The organism is Variovorax sp. J31P179, assembly GCF_030316985.1.
In the GTDB taxonomy this organism is placed as follows: domain Bacteria; phylum Pseudomonadota; class Gammaproteobacteria; order Burkholderiales; family Burkholderiaceae_C; genus Variovorax; species Variovorax ginsengisoli_B.
Genome location: NZ_JASZYL010000012.1, coordinates 36298 through 52736, shown reverse-complemented (window position 1 = coordinate 52736; position 16439 = coordinate 36298). Strand labels below are relative to the sequence as shown.

Sequence of the window (16439 nt, the reverse complement as noted above, 5' to 3'; positions counted from 1 at the left end):
ACATAGGCGCTATGGGTGGGACCGTATGCATGGCATGCGGCAAAGTACTAACTTCGACATGGCCCGATTTTTGATCGTTCCAGAGCGTTGACAGAACCCACCCACGAGATGCGCATGACCCCGAGCACCCAACCGATCCGCTTTTTCCATCGCGGCCGAATCGTCGACGTCAGCGGCGTCCATCCGACCCGTTCGGTGCTCGACTGGCTGCGCGAGGACGTGCGCTGCACCGGCACCAAAGAGGGTTGCAACGAGGGCGACTGCGGTGCATGCACCGTGGTCGTCGGCGAACTGGCCGAGCCGGGCGAGAAGGGCGCGGTCGGCGGCTTGCGCCTGTCGACCGTCAATGCCTGCATCCAGTTCCTGCCCACCCTGCACGGCAAGGCCTTGTTCACGGTCGAGGACCTGAAGGCGCAGTGCGGCCACGGGCACGATGCGACGCGGCACGAGAAGCACCCGGTGCAGCGGCTGCACCCGGTCCAGCAGGCGATGGTCGACTGCCATGGCTCGCAGTGCGGCTTCTGCACCCCCGGCTTCGTGATGTCGCTGTGGTCGACCTACGAGCACCACCAGGAGGGCGGCACCCAGCCGACCCGGCAGCAGCTGGCCGACGACCTGTCGGGCAACCTGTGCCGCTGCACCGGCTACCGGCCGATCCTCGACGCCGGCCAGCGCATGTTCGACCTGCCGGGCGTGCGGCTGGACACCGCGCCGGTGGTCGAGGCGCTCGCCAGCCTGAAGCACGACGCCACCTTCGACTACGCCGCGCCCCTGGGGCAGCGGCTGGACCATTTCCATGCGCCGACCACGCTGGCCGAACTCGCCGCGCTGCGCGAAGCCAAGCCGGCCGCCCAGCTGCTCGCCGGATCGACCGACGTCGGGCTCTGGGTCAACAAGCAGTTCCGCGACCTCGGCGACATCATCTCGGTCGGCGACGTGGCCGAGCTGAAGCTGATCGAGGAGCGCGGCAGCGGCGCGGCGGCCGAGCTCTACATCGGCGCCGGTGCCTCGCTCGAGAACGCCTTCGCTGCCCTGGTGCAGCGGGCGCCGAGCCTGACCGATGTCTGGCTGCGCTTCGCCTCGCCGCCGATCCGCCACGCGGGCACCATGGGCGGCAATGTCGCCAATGGCTCGCCGATCGGCGATTCGCCGCCGGTGCTGATGGCGCTCGACGCCGAGATCGAACTGCGCCGCGGCGAGCGCGTGCGGCGGATGCCGCTGCCCGAGTTCTATGTCGACTACATGAAGAACAAGCTCGAGCCGGGCGAATTCGTGCAGGGGCTGGCGGTGCCGCTGTCGGCGCTCGGGCGCCAGCTGCGCGCCTACAAGATCAGCAAGCGCTTCGACTGCGACATCTCGGCCTTGTGCGCCGGCTTCGCGATCGCGATCGACGGCGAGGTGGTGAAAGAGATCCGCCTGGCCTTTGGCGGCATGGCAGCCACCGTCAAGCGCGCCGCCCAGGCCGAAGCCGCATTGGCCGGGAAGCCCTGGACCCAGGCCAGCGTGAACGCCGCCAAGCTGGCGCTGGCGCAGGATTTCAAGCCGCTGACCGACATGCGCGCGAGCGCCGACTACCGGCTGCAGGTGGCGCAGAACCTGCTGCAGCGGCTGTGGCTGGAAACGCGCACCAACGACCCGCTGCCGGTTGAAGCCACCAGCGTCTGGAGCGTGATGCCCCACGCCGCCCTCGAGGCCGTGCAAGGAGCCTGACATGAACAAACCCCTCGATCCCAGCCTGTTCCAGTCGGCCGAGGCCTTCGCCGACTACCTGACCAACACCTCCGCGCGCATCGACGCCAAGGCCGAGGCCCGCGCGCATGACGATGGCGCCCGCGTGGGCATCAGCCGTCCGCACGAGTCGGCCCAGCTCCATGTCGCCGGCGAGGCCACCTACATCGACGACATCCCCGAACTCGCCGGCACGCTGCACTGCGCCCTGGGCCTGTCGCCGGTGGCCAACGGCCGGCTCAAGGACGTCCGGCTCGACGCCATCCGCGCGATGCCGGGCGTGGTGGCGGTGCTCACCGCCGCCGACATTCCGGGCAGCAACGACTGCGGCTCGATCGTCCATGACGACCCGATCCTGTGCAGCGGCGACATCCGCTACCTTGGCCAGCCGGTGTTCGCGGTGATCGCCGAGACCCGCGACGCCGCCCGCCGCGCCGCGGCCCGCGCCAAGGACGCGCTCGACATCGAGGCGCAGCCGCCGGTGCTGACGCCGCAGGACGCGCATGCCAGGGGCGAGTACGTGGTGCCGCCGATGCACCTGGTGCGCAGCACGAACGATGGCGGCGCGCAGGCCGCGATCGCCAGGGCGCCGCATCGCCTCAAGGCCGAGCTCGACGTCGGCGGCCAGGAGCAGTTCTACCTCGAAGGGCAGATCAGCTACGCGATCCCCAAGGAGGGCGGCGCGATGCACGTCTACTGCTCGACCCAGCATCCGAGCGAGATGCAGCACCTGGTGGCGCATGCGCTGCACCTGCAGGCCAACGAGGTGCATGTCGAGTGCCGGCGCATGGGCGGCGGCTTCGGCGGCAAGGAGTCGCAGTCGGCCCTGTTCGCCTGCGTGGCCTCGGTCGCCGCCAGCAAGCTGCAGCGCCCGGTCAAGCTGCGGCTGGACCGCGACGACGACTTCATGATCACCGGCCGGCGCCACTGCTTCTGGTACGAGTACGAGGTCGGCTACGACGACGAGGGCCGCATCCTCGGCGCCGAGATCTCGATGGTCTCGCGCGCCGGCCATTCGGCCGACCTGTCGGGCCCGGTGATGACCCGCGCCCTGTGCCATTTCGACAATGCCTACTGGCTGCCCGACGTCGCCATGCACGGCTACTCGGGCAAGACCAACACCCAGAGCAACACCGCCTTCCGCGGCTTCGGCGGGCCGCAGGGCGCGATCGCGATCGAGAACATCCTCGACAGCGTGGCGCGCGAACTGGGCCGCGATCCGCTTGACGTGCGGCGCGTCAATTTCTATGGCAAGGGCGAGAACAACGTCACGCCCTACGGCCAGCTGGTGAGCGACAACATCATCCACGAGCTGGTGGCCGAACTCGAGACCACCAGCAGCTACCGCACGCGGCGCGAGGAGATCGCGGCCTTCAACGCCAAGAGCCCGGTGCTCAAGCGCGGCATCGCGCTGGCGCCGCTCAAGTTCGGCATCTCGTTCAACGTCAAGCACTTCAACCAGGCCGGCGCGCTGGTCCATGTCTACACCGACGGCTCGATCCTGGTGAACCACGGCGGCACCGAGATGGGGCAGGGCCTGAACACCAAGGTGGCGCAGGTGGTGGCGCACGAACTCGGCGTCAGCTTCGAGAGCGTGCGGGTGACAGCGACCGACACGCAGAAGGTGGCCAACACCTCGGCCACCGCGGCGTCGACCGGTGCCGACCTGAACGGCAAGGCGGCGCAGGACGCCGCCCGCCAGATCCGCGAACGGCTGGCCGCCTGCGCCGCGGCGCGCCATGGCGGCGAGGCGTCGCAGGTGCGCTTCGCCAACGACAAGGTCGAGGTCAACGGCCGCACCTTGCCCTTCGGCACCGTGGTCGGCGAGGCCTACCTCGACCGGGTGCAACTGTGGTCCGACGGCTTCTACGCCACCCCGGGCCTCAGCTGGGACAAGGACAAGATGTTCGGCCGGCCGTTCTTCTACTTCGCCTACGGCGCGGCGGTGAGCGAGGTCGTGGTCGACACGCTGACCGGCGAGTGGAAGCTTCTGCGCGCCGACATCCTGCACGATGCCGGCAAGTCGCTGAACCCGGCGGTCGACATCGGCCAGGTCGAGGGTGCCTTCATCCAGGGCATGGGCTGGCTCACGACCGAAGAGCTGGTCTGGCATCCCAAGACCGGCCTGCTGACCACCCACGCGCCGAGCACCTACAAGATCCCGACCGCCAACGACTGCCCGCCGGTGTTCAACGTGCGGCTGTTCGAGGGCCAGAACTTCGAGGACTCGATCCACCGCAGCAAGGCGGTCGGCGAGCCGCCGCTCTTGCTGCCGTTCTCGGTCTTCTTCGCGATCCGCGATGCGGTGTCGGCGGCCGGCGAGCACAAGGTCGACCCGCCGCTGCGCGCGCCCGCCACCAGCGAGGCGATCCTGAACGCGATCACCGCGGTCCAGGCCGGCGCCTGAGGGCCTTTCCATGTGATTGCCGCGCTGTATAACTGCCCGCACATTCCAGACCACGGCGGGCAGTCATGAGAGACCAGGCGCTTCTCGACAAGATCGATCTTCACCTCATCCGGGTTCTACACACCGTGCTGACCGACCGCAGCGTCTCGCGAGCCGCCATCCGATTGGGGATGTACCAGCCCGCCGTTTCCGCCGCCCTCAAGCGGCTGCGGGAGCTGTCCGGCGACCCGCTGCTGGTGCGCTCGGGCTCGGGCATGGTGCCGACCGATGCCGGCCTGCGCATGATCGAGCCGGCGGCCGCCATCCTGCGCTCGGCCGAGGTGCTGTTCAGCGACGCCCGCGGCTTCGATCCGCAGACCGCCGCCACCACCTTCCGGATCGCCGCCAGCGACTACATGGACCCGCATTTCCTGCCGCTGCTGGTGGCGCAGATCAAGAGCCAGGCGCCCCTGTGCCACATCGAGATCCATCCGCTGTCGTCCGATTCGGACTACCACGCGCACCTCTCGCTGGGCCAGGTCGACGTGGTGGTCGGCAACTGGCTCAAGCCGCCGGAAGACCTCCACATGGCGCGGCTGTTCGGCGACGAGATCGTCTCGATGGTCAACAAGGACCATCCGGCGGTGCGGCGCGGCTGGGACCTGGAGAGCTGGCTGGCGGCCGAGCACATCGCGCCGACGCCGACGCATCCGGGTGCCCGCGGGATCATCGACCAGATGCTCGACGAGATGGGCCGGCAGCGCAACATCATGGCCCGCTGCGCCCACTTCGGGCTGATTCCCGACATGGTGGCCTCGAGCCTGCTGGTGCTGACCACCGGCCGCCAGTACTGCGAGCGCTTCGTCGACCGGCTGCCGGTCGCGATCCTCGATTGCCCGGTGCCGCTGCCGCGCCTCATGTACTACCAGCTGTGGCACGAGCGCACCCATTCCTCGAGTTCGGCGCGCTGGCTGCGCGAGCGCACCAAGGCGGTGGCGGCGTCGCTGCGGCCGCCGCCCGCCGCGGCCGGTCCCGACTAGACCGCACAAGAATTTCGCGCCGGCGTCGCGATACGGACAGGAACGCCACGAGCCCAAAGAAACGAGACGGAGACAAATGCGATGAACCGGACAGACACGGTGCCCACCGGGCACGCCACCACGCCACGCCCCGCCGCCAGCGGCTGGGCCGAAAGGCTCTTCAAGCTCAGGGAGCACAACACCACGGTGCGCACCGAACTGGTGGCGGGCCTCACGACTTTCCTGACGATGGCCTACATCATCTTCGTGAACCCGTCGATCCTCGGCGACGCGGGCATGCCGAAGGACGCGGTCTTCGTCGCCACCTGCCTGATCGCGGCGCTCGGCACCGCCATCATGGCGCTCTACGCCAACTACCCGATCGCGCTGGCGCCCGGCATGGGCCTGAACGCCTATTTCGCCTACGTGGTGGTCGGCCAGATGGGCTTCACCTGGCAGGCGGCGCTGGGCGCGGTGTTCGTCTCGGGCTGCCTGTTCCTGCTGGTCACGGTGTTCAAGCTGCGCGAGCTGATCATCCGCGGCATCCCGCATTCGATCCGGGTCGCCATCACGGTCGGCATCGGGCTGTTCCTGGCGATCATCGCGCTCAAGAGCGCCGGCATCGTGGCGCCCTCCAAGGCGACCTACGTCACGCTCGGCGACCTGCACACGCCCGAAGTGGTGCTGGCCACGCTGGGCTTCTTCCTGATCGTGGTGCTCGACCGGCTCAAGGTGCCGGGCGCGATCCTGATCGGCATCATCGCGGTGACGGTGCTGTCCTTCTTCTTCGGCGGCAACGTCTTCCACGGCATCTTCGCGCCGCCGCCGTCGATCGCGCCGACCTTCCTGCAGCTGGACATCAAGGCGGCGCTCACGGGCGGCATCCTCAACGTGATCCTGGTGTTCTTCCTGGTCGAGCTGTTCGACGCCACCGGCACCCTGATGGGCGTCGCCCGCCGCGCCGGCCTGCTGGTGCCGGGCAAGATGGACCGGCTCAACAAGGCGCTGCTGGCCGACAGCGGCGCGATCTTCGCCGGTTCGCTCCTGGGCACGTCCAGCACCACCGCCTACGTGGAGAGCGCGGCCGGCGTCCAGGCCGGCGGCCGCACCGGGCTCACGGCGCTGACGGTGTCGGTGCTGTTCCTGGCGGCGCTGGTGATTTCGCCGCTGGCCGGCGCGGTGCCGGCCTATGCCACGGCACCGGCCTTGTTCTTCGTGGCCTGTTTGATGCTTAGGGAACTGACCGAACTCGACTGGGAAGACACCACCGAAGTGATTCCAGCGGCGGTCACCGCGCTGGTCATGCCCTTCACCTATTCGATCGCCAACGGCCTGGCGTTCGGCTTCATCACCTACGCGGTGCTGAAGCTGTTCACTGGCCAGGCCCGCAAGGTCCACTGGATGGTGTGGCTGATCGGCGGCGTTTTCCTGTTCAAGTTCATCTATATCGGCGGACACTGACGACAATGCGTCCCTGAAACCCAACGGCCAGGCACAGGCATGACAATCCACAGACTCCAGCTCGCGCACATCACCAAGCGCTACCCCGCGGTGGTCGCCAACAGCGACGTTTCGCTGACGGTGGCGCCCGGCGAAACCCACGCGGTCCTCGGCGAGAACGGCGCCGGCAAATCCACGCTGATGAAGATCATCTACGGCTCGGTCAAGCCCGATGAAGGCAGCGTGATGTTCAACGGCCAGCCGGTCAACGTGCGCAACCCGCAGGAGGCGCGGGCGCTGGGCATCAGCATGGTGTTCCAGCATTTCTCCCTGTTCGATACCCTGACCGTGGCCGAGAACGTCTGGCTCGGGCTGGACAAGAGCCTGGCGCTGGCCGAGGTGGCGCGCCGGGTCCAGGCCAAGGCGGCCGAATACGGGCTGGACATCGACCCGGCGCGGCCGGTCCACACGCTGTCGGTCGGCGAGATGCAGCGGGTCGAGATCATTCGCGCGCTGCTGACCGACCCCAAGCTGCTGATCCTCGACGAGCCGACCTCGGTCCTGACGCCGCAGGCGGTGCAGAAGCTCTTCGTGGTGCTCAAGAAGCTGGCCTCCGAAGGCTGCAGCATCCTCTACATCAGCCACAAGCTGCACGAGATCCGCGAGCTGTGCACGGCCTGCACCGTGCTGCGCGGCGGCAAGGTCACGGGGGTGTGCAATCCGCAGAACGAATCGAACGAATCGCTGTCGAGGCTGATGATCGGCGCCGAGCCGCCGCCGCTGCAACACCGGCCGATCCATGCGGGCGCGGTGGCGATGCAGGTCAAGGGCCTCACCTTGGCGCGCGAGGACCAGTTCGGCGTCGACCTGGACGGCATCTCCCTGGACGTCCGCGCCGGCGAGGTGGTGGGCATCGCCGGCGTCTCGGGCAACGGCCAGAAGGAACTGCTCTACGCCCTGTCGGGCGAGGACACTCGGGCCGAGGCCCGCATGATCGAGGTTTTCGGCCAGCCGGCGGCCCACTTCAGGCCGCGCCGGCGCCGCGCGCTGGGGCTGCACTTCGTGCCCGAGGAGCGGCTGGGCCGCGGCGCCGTGCCGACCCTGGGGCTGGCGCAGAACATGCTGCTGACCCGCAGCAACGCGGTCGGCAAGGGCGGCTGGATCCGGACCGGCGCGCTGCAGCAGCACGCCGCCAAGATCATCCAGCGCTTCAACGTCAAGGCCGGCGGGCCGAACGCGGCGGCACGCTCGCTGTCGGGCGGCAACCTGCAGAAATTCATCGTCGGGCGCGAGATCGACGCCGACCCGAAGATCTTCATCGTCTCGCAGCCGACCTGGGGCGTGGACGTCGGCGCAGCGGCGCTGATCCGCGGCGAGATCCTGGCGCTGCGCGATGCCGGCTGCGCGGTGCTGGTGGTCAGCGAGGAGCTCGACGAGCTGTTCGAGATCTGCGACCGCCTGCATGTCATCGCCAAGGGCCGCCTCTCGCCCTCGATCGATCGCGCCGCCGCCACGGTGCCGCAGATCGGCGAATGGATGAGCGGCCTCTGGGACGCTTCGCCACATGCTGCCAAGGCAGCCACGGAGGTGGCCCATGCTTAAGCTCGAACCCCGCCCGCAGCTCTCGCGTTTCTGGAGCTATGGCTCGCCGATCCTGGCGCTGCTGATCACCGTGCTGATCGGCATGGTGCTGTTCGCCCTGCTCGGCAAGGACCCGGTCAAGGGCCTCGCGGTCTTTTTCTGGGAGCCGATCAAGAGCGGCTATGCGCTGGGCGAGCTGATGGTCAAGGCGACGCCGCTCCTCATCATCGCGCTCGGCCTGGCCGTGTGCTTCCGCTCCAATGTCTGGAACATCGGCGCCGAAGGGCAGTTCGTGTTCGGCGCCATCTGCGCCGGCGGCGTCGCGCTGCTGGCCGACAAGTCGACCGGGTCGTGGATCGTGGCCGCGATCCTGGTCGCCGGGATCCTGGGCGGCATGGTCTGGGCGGGCATCGTCGCCTTCCTGCGCGACAGGTTCAACGCCAACGAGATCCTGGTGAGCCTGATGCTGGTCTACGTCGCGGTGCTGCTGCTGGGCTACATGGTCTACGGCCCGTGGAAGGACCCGCAGGGCTACAACTTCCCGCAGACCAAGACCTTCGAGGCCGTGACCCAGATCCCGCGGCTGCTGAAGGGCTCGCGCGTCAGCATCGGACTGCTGATCGCGCTGGCCGGCTCGGCGGCGCTGTGGGTGTTCCTGTTCCGCACCCGGGCCGGCTTCGCCCAGCAGGTCGGCGGGCTGGCGCCGGCGGCCGCGCGCTACGCGGGCTTCTCGGCCCGGCGCGCGGTCTGGATCGCGCTGCTGACCTCGGGCGGCGCGGCCGGCCTGGCGGGTGCGCTCGAAGTGGCGGGCCCGATCGGCCAGCTCACGCCCTACGTTCCCGCCGGCTACGGCTTCGCCGCGATCATCGTGGCCTTCGTCGGCCGGCTGCACCCGGTCGGCATGATCTTCTCGGCGATCCTCATGAGCATGTTCTACATCGGTGGCGAGCTGGCCCAGTCGCGGCTCGGCCTGCCCAAGTCGCTGACCGGCGTGTTCCAGGGCCTGCTGCTGTTCACGCTGCTGGCCTGCGACACGCTGATCGCCTACCGGATCCGGCGCAAGGCAGCGGTCAAGGTGATCGCCTCGACCTCCGGGACCGGTTCGCTGCAGGCCAGCACGCCGCTCACGGCACCGGTCGCCCGTCCCACCGAAGGAGCCGCATGATGGAATCCTACGCACTGCTGCTGGGCTCCACGCTCAGCGCCGGCACGGTCCTGGCTATCGCCGCCCTGGGCCTGCTGATCAACGAAAAGGCCGGCATCGTCAACCTCGGCGCCGAGGGCATGATGCTGTGCGCCGCGATCGCCGGCTTCGCCACCGTGGTGGTCACGCACAACACCTGGCTCGGCTTCCTGGCCGGCATGGCGGCCGGGGCGCTGCTGGCCGCCTTCTTCGGCGTGCTGGTGATCTGGCTCAACACCAACCAGTACGCCACCGGGCTGGCGCTGAGCCTGTTCGGCGTCGGTTTCTCGGCCTTCGCGGGCATCAACTTCGTCCAGGCCAAGCTGCCCGAGAGCGTGTCCTACGCGCTGCCCGTGCTGGGCGACATTCCGCTGGTGGGGCCGGCGCTGTTCCGCCATCACCCGATGGTCTATTTCGCGGTGCTGCTGACCATCGGCCTGATCTGGTTCCTGTACCGCACGCGCGCCGGCCTGGTGCTGCGCTCGGTCGGCGAATCGCCCGAGTCCTCGCACGCGCTGGGCTATCCGGTGCGGCGCATCCGCTTCCTGGCGGTGATCGCCGGCGGCGCGCTGTGCGGGCTGGCGGGCGCCTACCTGTCGACCGTCTACACGCCGCTGTGGGTCGAGGGCATGGTGGCCGGACGCGGCTGGATCGCGCTCGCGCTCACCACCTTCGCGACCTGGCGCCCGGTGCGGGTGCTGCTCGGCGCCTACCTGTTCGGCGGGGTGTCGATGCTGGGCTTCCACCTGCAGAGCACCGGGGTCAACATCCCGAGCCAGTTCCTCAGCATGCTGACCTATATCGCACCGATCGTGGTGCTGGCACTGATCTCGCGCAACCCGGCGTTTATCCGGGTCAACATGCCGGCTTCGATTGGGAAACCCTTCTACCCCGGCTCATAATCACGTTTCCTTTTGTTTCTCCGCCAACCCGTCCTTCGAGGATTTCGAACAATGAATGATCTGAACAAGCGTTCCCTGCTCAAGCTGGCTGCCCTGACCGCGGTCGCTTCGGCCGCCCTCATCGGCTGCGGCAAGAAGGAAGAGGCAGCAGCTCCCGCCGCGGCGCCTGCCGCCCCGGCGCCCAGCGCTGCGGCACCGGCACCGAAGGCGCCGCTGAACATCGCCTTCGCCTATGTCGGCCCGGTCGGCGACGGCGGCTGGTCATTCGCGCACGACAACGCCCGCAAGGCGATCGAGAAGGAATTCGGCGACAAGATCAAGACCACCTTCGTCGAGAGCGTGCCCGAGAGCGCCGATGCCGAGCGCGTGTTCCGCGACATGGTGAGCCAGGGCAACAAGCTGATCTTCGGCACCACCTTCGGCTACATGGAGCCGATGCTCAAGGTCGCGGCCGACAACAAGGAAGTCAAGTTCGAGCATGCCACCGGCTACAAGACGGCCGAGAACATGCGCACCTACGACAGCCGCACCTACGAAGGCGCCTACATGGCCGGCGTGATCGCCGGCTCGATGACCAAGAGCAACACGCTGGGCGTGGTCGGCTCGGTGCCGATCCCCGAGGTGCTGCGCAACATCAACAGCTTCACGCTGGGCGCCCAGTCGGTCAACCCGAAGATCTCGACCAAGGTGGTGTGGGTCAACGAATGGTTCAGCCCGCCCAAGGAAACCGAGGCCGCCACCGCGCTGATCAACGGCGGCGCCGACGTGCTGTTCCAGAACACCGACTCGCCGGCCGTGCTCAAGACCGCGCAAGAAAAGGGCAAGCGCGCCTTCGGCTGGGACTCCGACATGACCGCCTACGGCCCGAAGGCCCACCTGGCCTCGGCCGTCATCAACTGGACGCCTTACTACACCAAGGCCACCCAGGACATGCTGGACGGCAAGTGGACCACCGGCCAGACCTGGTGGGGCGTCAAGGAAGGCGCGATCGACCTGGTGTCGATCGCCGAGGACGTTCCGGCCGAGGCCAAGGCCAAGATCGAGGAAGTCAAGAAGGGCCTGAAGGACGGCAGCTTCTCGATCTGGAAGGGCCCGATCGTCGACCAGGACGGCAAGGAAGTGGTGGCGGCCGGTGCCGTGGCCGACGACAAGTTCCTGAGCGGCGTCAACTTCTACGTCAAGGGCGTCGAAGGCAAGGTGCCGGGCGGGGACAAGAAGTAAGACGACGAAAAACCGGATCTCCGGTGCAAAGGGTTGTCCTCGGGCAACCCTTTTTCGTTTTGGGTCTGGGGAGGAACCATGAACGAGTCCGAACTGCAGCAAGTGCTGGTGCGTGGCGAAGACAGCCGACACCAGTTCAAGCGCGATGCGAGCAACGTCGACGGCTTGGCCGCCGAGTTGGCGGCCTTTGCCAACAGCGGTGGCGGATGGTTGTTTCTCGGCGTGGCCGACGATGGGGCGGTCAGCGGGCTGGACCCGGCCGCGGTGCGGCGGCTGAACCAGTTGCTCGGCAATGCCGCTACCCAGCACATGCGCCCGCCTGTACATCCGACGACCGAGAACGTGCAGACTTCTCAAGGCATCGTGATGGTGGTCAGCGTGCCCGATGGCCTCGCCAAGCCCTATGTGGACCATCAGGGACGGATCTGGGTCAAGCAGGGTGCGGACAAGCGACACGTGACGGCGCGCGAGGAAATGCAGCGGATGTTCCAGCGTGCCGGTCTGGTCTATGCCGATGTGGTGCCGGTGGCTGGAACGTCTGCGGCGGATGTCGACGAGAAGGCCTTTCAAGCCTATTTCAACCGTCGCTATGGCCAAGGCAGCGAGTTTGCGGGCCAGACACAGGAGCAACTCCTGCAAAACCTGGGCCTGGGCGATGGGCGTGAACTGAACCTGGCGGGGTTGATGCTGTTCGGCCGCCACCCGCAGCGCTGGCGGCCGGCGTTCGAGGTCAAGGCTGTGGCCTTCCCCGGCGTCAGTCTGGCCGATACCCGCTACTTGGATAGCGAGGATATTGCTGGCACCTTGCAGGAACAGTACCAACGCAGCTTTGCCTTCGTCCGCCGCAACCTGCACCACGTACAGCGCAAGCGCGGCTTCAATACGTTGGGCGAACTGGAGATTCCCGAGGCCGCATTGGAAGAACTGCTGGTGAATGCGCTGATCCACCGCGACTACTTCACCAGTGCCTCGATCCGCCTGATGGTGTTCGCCGACCGGATTGAGATCGTCAGCCCGGGCCACCTGCCCGACAGCCTGAGCGTGGCGGCCATCCGCGAAGGGCGCACCAACCGCCGCAACCCGACGCTGACCGAACATGCCTCCCACATCTTGCCGTATCGCGGCATGGGCAGCGGCATTCCGCGTGCATTGAAAGAGTGGCCGAGTATCGATCTGGCCGACCAGGTAGCGGGCAACCAGTTCAGCGCCGTGATCCGGCGACCGGCTGCGGAGTGGGAGGGGGGCACCCCACCAGTCACCCCACCAGTCACCCCACCAGTCACCCCACCAGTCACCCCACCAGTCCTCGCCCTGTTGAAGCTGCTCGCCGAAGCCGGAGACTTGGCAAACGCCGAGATTCGCGAGCGGCTGCAGCTCAAGGACCGCACCCATGTGCGAGAGCGCTATATCGAGCCCGCGTTGACGCAAGGCCTGATCGAATACACCCTGCCTGACAAGCCCAACAGTCGCTTGCAGAAATACCGGCTGACCATCACTGGCCGCGCATTGCTGCAATCACTGGACCGCGATACGCCCGCGCCATGAATTCGAGTGTGCGAGCCACAATTGAACGAGCTGCCGTCAGGGCGCGAAACCTGAGTCGAATGGAGTTACGTTGATAGAAAAAAGTCTTTGGCATCCGGTGGCTCTTGCCGACGAGCTGGCGACGGCGCCGCTCGCGGTGCGACTGCTCGGCGACAAGCTGGTGCTGTGGCGCGATGGCGCCGGTACCGTCCACGCCTGGGCCGACCGCTGTCCGCATCGCGGCGCGCAGCTCTCGCTCGGCCGGGTGGTCGCCTGCGAGCGCGGCGCGGTCCTCGAGTGCCCCTACCACGGCTGGCGCTTCGAGCCCGGCGGCCGTTGCATCCACGTACCGGCGCTGCCGGATTTCGTGCCGCCGGCCACGCACCGCGCCGTGGCGCATGCCGCGGTCGAGGCCCAGGGCCTGGTGTGGGTCCGGCTCGAAAGTGATGGCCAGGGCGATGCCGCGCTGCCCGCCTTCGAGGCCGAGGACGACGCGGGCATGCGCAAGATCAGCTGCGGCCCCTACGACGTCGAGACGAGCGCCCCGCGGCTGGTCGAGAACTTCCTCGACATGGCGCACTTCGGCTTCGTGCACGAAGGCTGGCTCGGCGCGCGCGAGATGGCCGTGATCGACGACTACCGGGTCGAAGCCACGCCCGACGGCCTGCGCGCGACCGGCTGCAAGGCCTGGCAGCCGCAGTCGACGGTCAACTCGACCGCGCCGGCGCAGGTCGAATACACCTATGAGGTCACAGCGCCCTATGCGGCGGTGCTGACCAAGGTGCCCGAGGCTTCGAGCGTCGGCATCGACGGCTACCGCGAATCGATCGCGCTCCAGATCTGCCCGGTCGATGCCGAGCGCAGCCGGGTCTGGTTCCGCTTCGCCACCTCCGATTTCGAGCGCGACGCGGCCTCGGTGCGCGCCTTCCAGGACACCATCTTCCTGCAGGACAAGCCGGTGCTCGAATCGCAAAGCCCCAAGCGGCTGCCGCTCGACCTGCGCGCCGAGCTCCACACCGTGGCCGACAAGGCCTCGTCCCTCTACCGCCGCCACCTCAAAATGCGTGGCATCACCTTCGGAGTCTGCTGATGACCATTGCCCAAAAACGCACCGTCCGCGACATCGCCGCCGACCGCCTGCCCGCGCTGCTGCGCGCCATGCCGAAGGCCGAGCTGCACATCCACATCGAGGGCTCGCTCGAGCCCGAATTGATCTTCGGGCTGGCGCAGCGCAACGGCGTCGCCATTCCCTACGCCAGCGTGGAGGACCTGCGCGCCGCCTACGCCTTCACCAACCTGCAGACCTTCCTGGACATCTACTACGCCGGCGCCAGCGTGCTTCTGAAGGAGCAGGACTTCTACGACATGGCCTGGGCCTACCTGGAGCGGGCGGCGGCCGACAACGTGGTGCGCACCGAGATGTTCTTCGATCCGCAGACCCACACCGAGCGCGGCGTCGCGATGCAGACCGTGATCGACGGCCTGCACCGGGCCTGCGTCGATGCCAAGGCCAGGCTCGGCGTCGATGCCGAGCTGATCCTGTGCTTCCTGCGCCACCTCAGCGAGGAGGATGCCTTCGCCACGCTGGAGCAGGCGCTGCCGTTTCGCGACCGCTTCATCGGCGTCGGCCTCGATTCGAGCGAGCTCGGCCATCCGCCCGAGAAGTTCGCCCGCGTGTTCGCCCGCTGCCGCGAACTCGGCTTCCACTTGGTCGCCCATGCGGGCGAGGAGGGGCCGCCGGCCTATGTCTGGAGCGCGCTCGACGTGCTCAAGGTCGAGCGCATCGACCATGGCGTGCAGAGCACCAAGGACGCCGCGCTCATGAAGCGGCTGGCCGCGGACCGCATTCCGCTGACCGTCTGCCCGCTGTCGAACCTCAAGCTGTGCGTGTTCCCCGACCTCGGGCAGCACAACCTGCGCGCGCTGCTCGATGGCGGCCTGGTGGCGACGGTGAATTCCGACGACCCGGCCTACTTCGGCGGCTACATGAACCAGAACTTCACCGAGACCTTCGCCGCCACCGGGCTCACGGCGCAGCACGCCTGGCAGCTGGCGGCCAACAGCTTCGAGGGCAGCTTCGTCGATGCCGCGGCCAAGCGCGCCTATGTCGACCGGCTCAATGCGGCCTTCGACGCCTTCGCCTGAACCGCATCCGCAGGCGCCGAGAGCAGCGGCAGGGCGGCGGCCGCGCAGGCCGCGGCCGCCAGCCACACCAGCGGCCAGCCCTGCAGGGCCAACAGGTGAGGAATGCCGAGCGGCGTCGCGAAGCACACCATGAACACGCTGGTGTTCGCCATGCCCAGTGCGGTGCCGGCCCGGGCCGCGCCCGCGCGGGTGGCCAGTTCGGTGTAGGCGACGCCGTGCCAGGCCGATACGCAGAGGCCGCTCACGGCCAGCAGCCCGATCAGCAGCGCGCGCAGCGGAGCCGAAGCACCGGTCGCCGCGTCGCCCGCCAGGGCCAGCGCCGCCAGTGCCGCGAACAGCAGCATGCTGAGCAGGCTGCAGGCGCGCAGGTAGGCCGGCCGGTTCCGGCGGCGATCGGTCCAGCGCCCGCTCCAGACCCGCATCGCCATCGCCCCGACCTGCATCGCCGTCATCGCGGCGGCGATGACGCCCAGCCCGGCGTGGCCGAAGTCGTGCAGGAAGACGGTGCCGAAGGACAGCACCGCGAACTGCGGCGCGCACAGGATGCCGATGCCCGCCGCGAGGCGCCAGACGCGGGCGTCGCGCAACGGGCCGTCCCGGCGCTGCGCGGCCCGCGCCGCGGCCGGAAAGGGCGCGAGCGGCGCCGCGCGTTCGTGCACCCAGGCCCAGGCCAGCAGGGCGCTGAGCGCGCACAGTGCGGCCAGTACGCCGTACATCGCCGCAAAGCCGAAGCGCGATGCGACCGCCGGCAGCAGCATGGCGCCGACCGCGCCGCCGAGCGGCACGGCGGTCTGCCGGATGCTCATCGCCAGGCCGCGCTCGCCGTCGGCGAACCAGCCCATCACGGCCCGGCCGCTGGCGCCGTTGACGCTGCCACCCAGCAGGCCGACTCCGAGCAGGCCGGCACCGAGCCAGCCCAGGCCGGGCACGTGCTGCGGCGTCGGCGCTGCCAGCAGCGCCATTGCGAGCAGCGCCAGGGCGGTGGCGCCGAGGCCGGTCAGCAGCACCGGCCGGTCGCCCCAGCGGTCGGTCATCAGGCCCCACGGCAGTTCGCTCACGGCGATGCCGAGGCCCATCAGCCCGAGCACCAGGCCCAGGGTGGCGTTGTCGAGCCGATAGCCCGATCGCATCAGCACGGCGGTCATCGGGATGCCGCTGAAAGCGACCGAGAACGCCGCGTTGGCGGCGACGCCTGCGGCGAGCACCTTCCAGCGGTGCGACGAGGTGGCGGGGAGCGAGGGGCCTTGCATCATGCGGCGCAGTGTCCGCTTGTGCCAAGCTTTTGAAAATCAGAAAATAATCAACCATCC

At 68.4% G+C, this 16439-nt stretch carries 12 protein-coding genes; 11 read left to right on the top strand and 1 reads right to left on the bottom strand.

Features of this window, described 5'->3' with window-relative positions; translation table 11 throughout:
- The first annotated feature begins 108 nt into the window (after positions 1-108).
- The 11 genes from xdhA (at position 109) to QTI17_RS26340 (ending at position 15129) form a co-directional block, all read left to right on the top strand.
- Positions 109-1710 (top strand): xanthine dehydrogenase small subunit, encoded by a 1602-nt coding sequence (gene xdhA, locus QTI17_RS26390; protein ID WP_286536752.1) that lies wholly within the window; start codon positions 109-111, stop codon positions 1708-1710.
- 1 nt (position 1711) lies between these two features.
- The gene (gene xdhB / locus QTI17_RS26385) at positions 1712-4135 is read left to right on the top strand and encodes a xanthine dehydrogenase molybdopterin binding subunit (RefSeq protein WP_286536643.1); all 2424 of its coding nucleotides are present in this window, start codon (positions 1712-1714) and stop codon (positions 4133-4135) included.
- 65 nt (positions 4136-4200) lie between these two features.
- Positions 4201-5154, top strand: coding sequence for a LysR family transcriptional regulator (locus tag QTI17_RS26380; protein ID WP_286536642.1), 954 nt, complete (start codon positions 4201-4203; stop codon positions 5152-5154).
- Between the two features lie 81 nt (positions 5155-5235).
- Positions 5236-6594 carry an NCS2 family permease gene (locus QTI17_RS26375; protein ID WP_286527753.1) on the top strand — a complete coding sequence of 453 codons (1359 nt, stop codon included), beginning with the start codon at positions 5236-5238 and terminating at the stop codon, positions 6592-6594.
- 39 nt (positions 6595-6633) lie between these two features.
- Positions 6634-8175, top strand: coding sequence for an ABC transporter ATP-binding protein (locus QTI17_RS26370; RefSeq protein ID WP_286536641.1), 1542 nt, complete (start codon positions 6634-6636; stop codon positions 8173-8175).
- The gene (locus QTI17_RS26365) at positions 8168-9319 is read left to right on the top strand and encodes an ABC transporter permease (RefSeq protein ID WP_286536640.1); all 1152 of its coding nucleotides are present in this window, start codon (positions 8168-8170) and stop codon (positions 9317-9319) included. The genes QTI17_RS26370 and QTI17_RS26365 overlap by 8 nt, the downstream gene beginning before the upstream one ends.
- Positions 9319-10239, top strand: coding sequence for an ABC transporter permease (locus QTI17_RS26360; RefSeq protein ID WP_286536639.1), 921 nt, complete (start codon positions 9319-9321; stop codon positions 10237-10239). Before QTI17_RS26365 ends, QTI17_RS26360 begins: the two co-directional genes overlap by 1 nt.
- Positions 10240-10290: 51 nt before the next feature.
- Positions 10291-11460, top strand: coding sequence for a BMP family ABC transporter substrate-binding protein (locus tag QTI17_RS26355; protein WP_286536638.1), 1170 nt, complete (start codon positions 10291-10293; stop codon positions 11458-11460).
- Between the two features lie 78 nt (positions 11461-11538).
- The gene (locus QTI17_RS26350) at positions 11539-13005 is read left to right on the top strand and encodes an RNA/DNA-binding domain-containing protein (protein ID WP_286536637.1); all 1467 of its coding nucleotides are present in this window, start codon (positions 11539-11541) and stop codon (positions 13003-13005) included.
- Positions 13006-13075: 70 nt separating this feature from the next.
- Positions 13076-14074, top strand: coding sequence for an aromatic ring-hydroxylating dioxygenase subunit alpha (locus QTI17_RS26345; protein ID WP_286536636.1), 999 nt, complete (start codon positions 13076-13078; stop codon positions 14072-14074).
- A complete protein-coding gene (locus QTI17_RS26340; protein WP_286536635.1) occupies positions 14074-15129 on the top strand; it encodes an adenosine deaminase in 1056 nt (351 codons plus the stop codon). Before QTI17_RS26345 ends, QTI17_RS26340 begins: the two co-directional genes overlap by 1 nt.
- On the opposite strand, the gene QTI17_RS26335 is transcribed toward QTI17_RS26340, so the two are convergent.
- Positions 15087-16382, bottom strand: a complete 1296-nt coding sequence (locus QTI17_RS26335) for an MFS transporter (RefSeq protein ID WP_286536634.1) — start codon at positions 16380-16382, stop codon at positions 15087-15089. The genes QTI17_RS26340 and QTI17_RS26335 overlap by 43 nt on opposite strands.
- Positions 16383-16439: the final 57 nt, after the last annotated feature.

Coding starts and splice junctions, on each gene's coding strand:
- xdhA (WP_286536752.1), top strand. CDS start 109: ATGCGCATGACCCCGAGCACCCAACCGATCCGCTTTTTCCATCGCGGC.
- xdhB (WP_286536643.1), top strand. CDS start 1,712: ATGAACAAACCCCTCGATCCCAGCCTGTTCCAGTCGGCCGAGGCCTTC.
- QTI17_RS26380 (WP_286536642.1), top strand. CDS start 4,201: ATGAGAGACCAGGCGCTTCTCGACAAGATCGATCTTCACCTCATCCGG.
- QTI17_RS26375 (WP_286527753.1), top strand. CDS start 5,236: ATGAACCGGACAGACACGGTGCCCACCGGGCACGCCACCACGCCACGC.
- QTI17_RS26370 (WP_286536641.1), top strand. CDS start 6,634: ATGACAATCCACAGACTCCAGCTCGCGCACATCACCAAGCGCTACCCC.
- QTI17_RS26365 (WP_286536640.1), top strand. CDS start 8,168: ATGCTTAAGCTCGAACCCCGCCCGCAGCTCTCGCGTTTCTGGAGCTAT.
- QTI17_RS26360 (WP_286536639.1), top strand. CDS start 9,319: ATGGAATCCTACGCACTGCTGCTGGGCTCCACGCTCAGCGCCGGCACG.
- QTI17_RS26355 (WP_286536638.1), top strand. CDS start 10,291: ATGAATGATCTGAACAAGCGTTCCCTGCTCAAGCTGGCTGCCCTGACC.
- QTI17_RS26350 (WP_286536637.1), top strand. CDS start 11,539: ATGAACGAGTCCGAACTGCAGCAAGTGCTGGTGCGTGGCGAAGACAGC.
- QTI17_RS26340 (WP_286536635.1), top strand. CDS start 14,074: ATGACCATTGCCCAAAAACGCACCGTCCGCGACATCGCCGCCGACCGC.
- QTI17_RS26335 (WP_286536634.1), bottom strand. CDS start 16,382: ATGATGCAAGGCCCCTCGCTCCCCGCCACCTCGTCGCACCGCTGGAAG.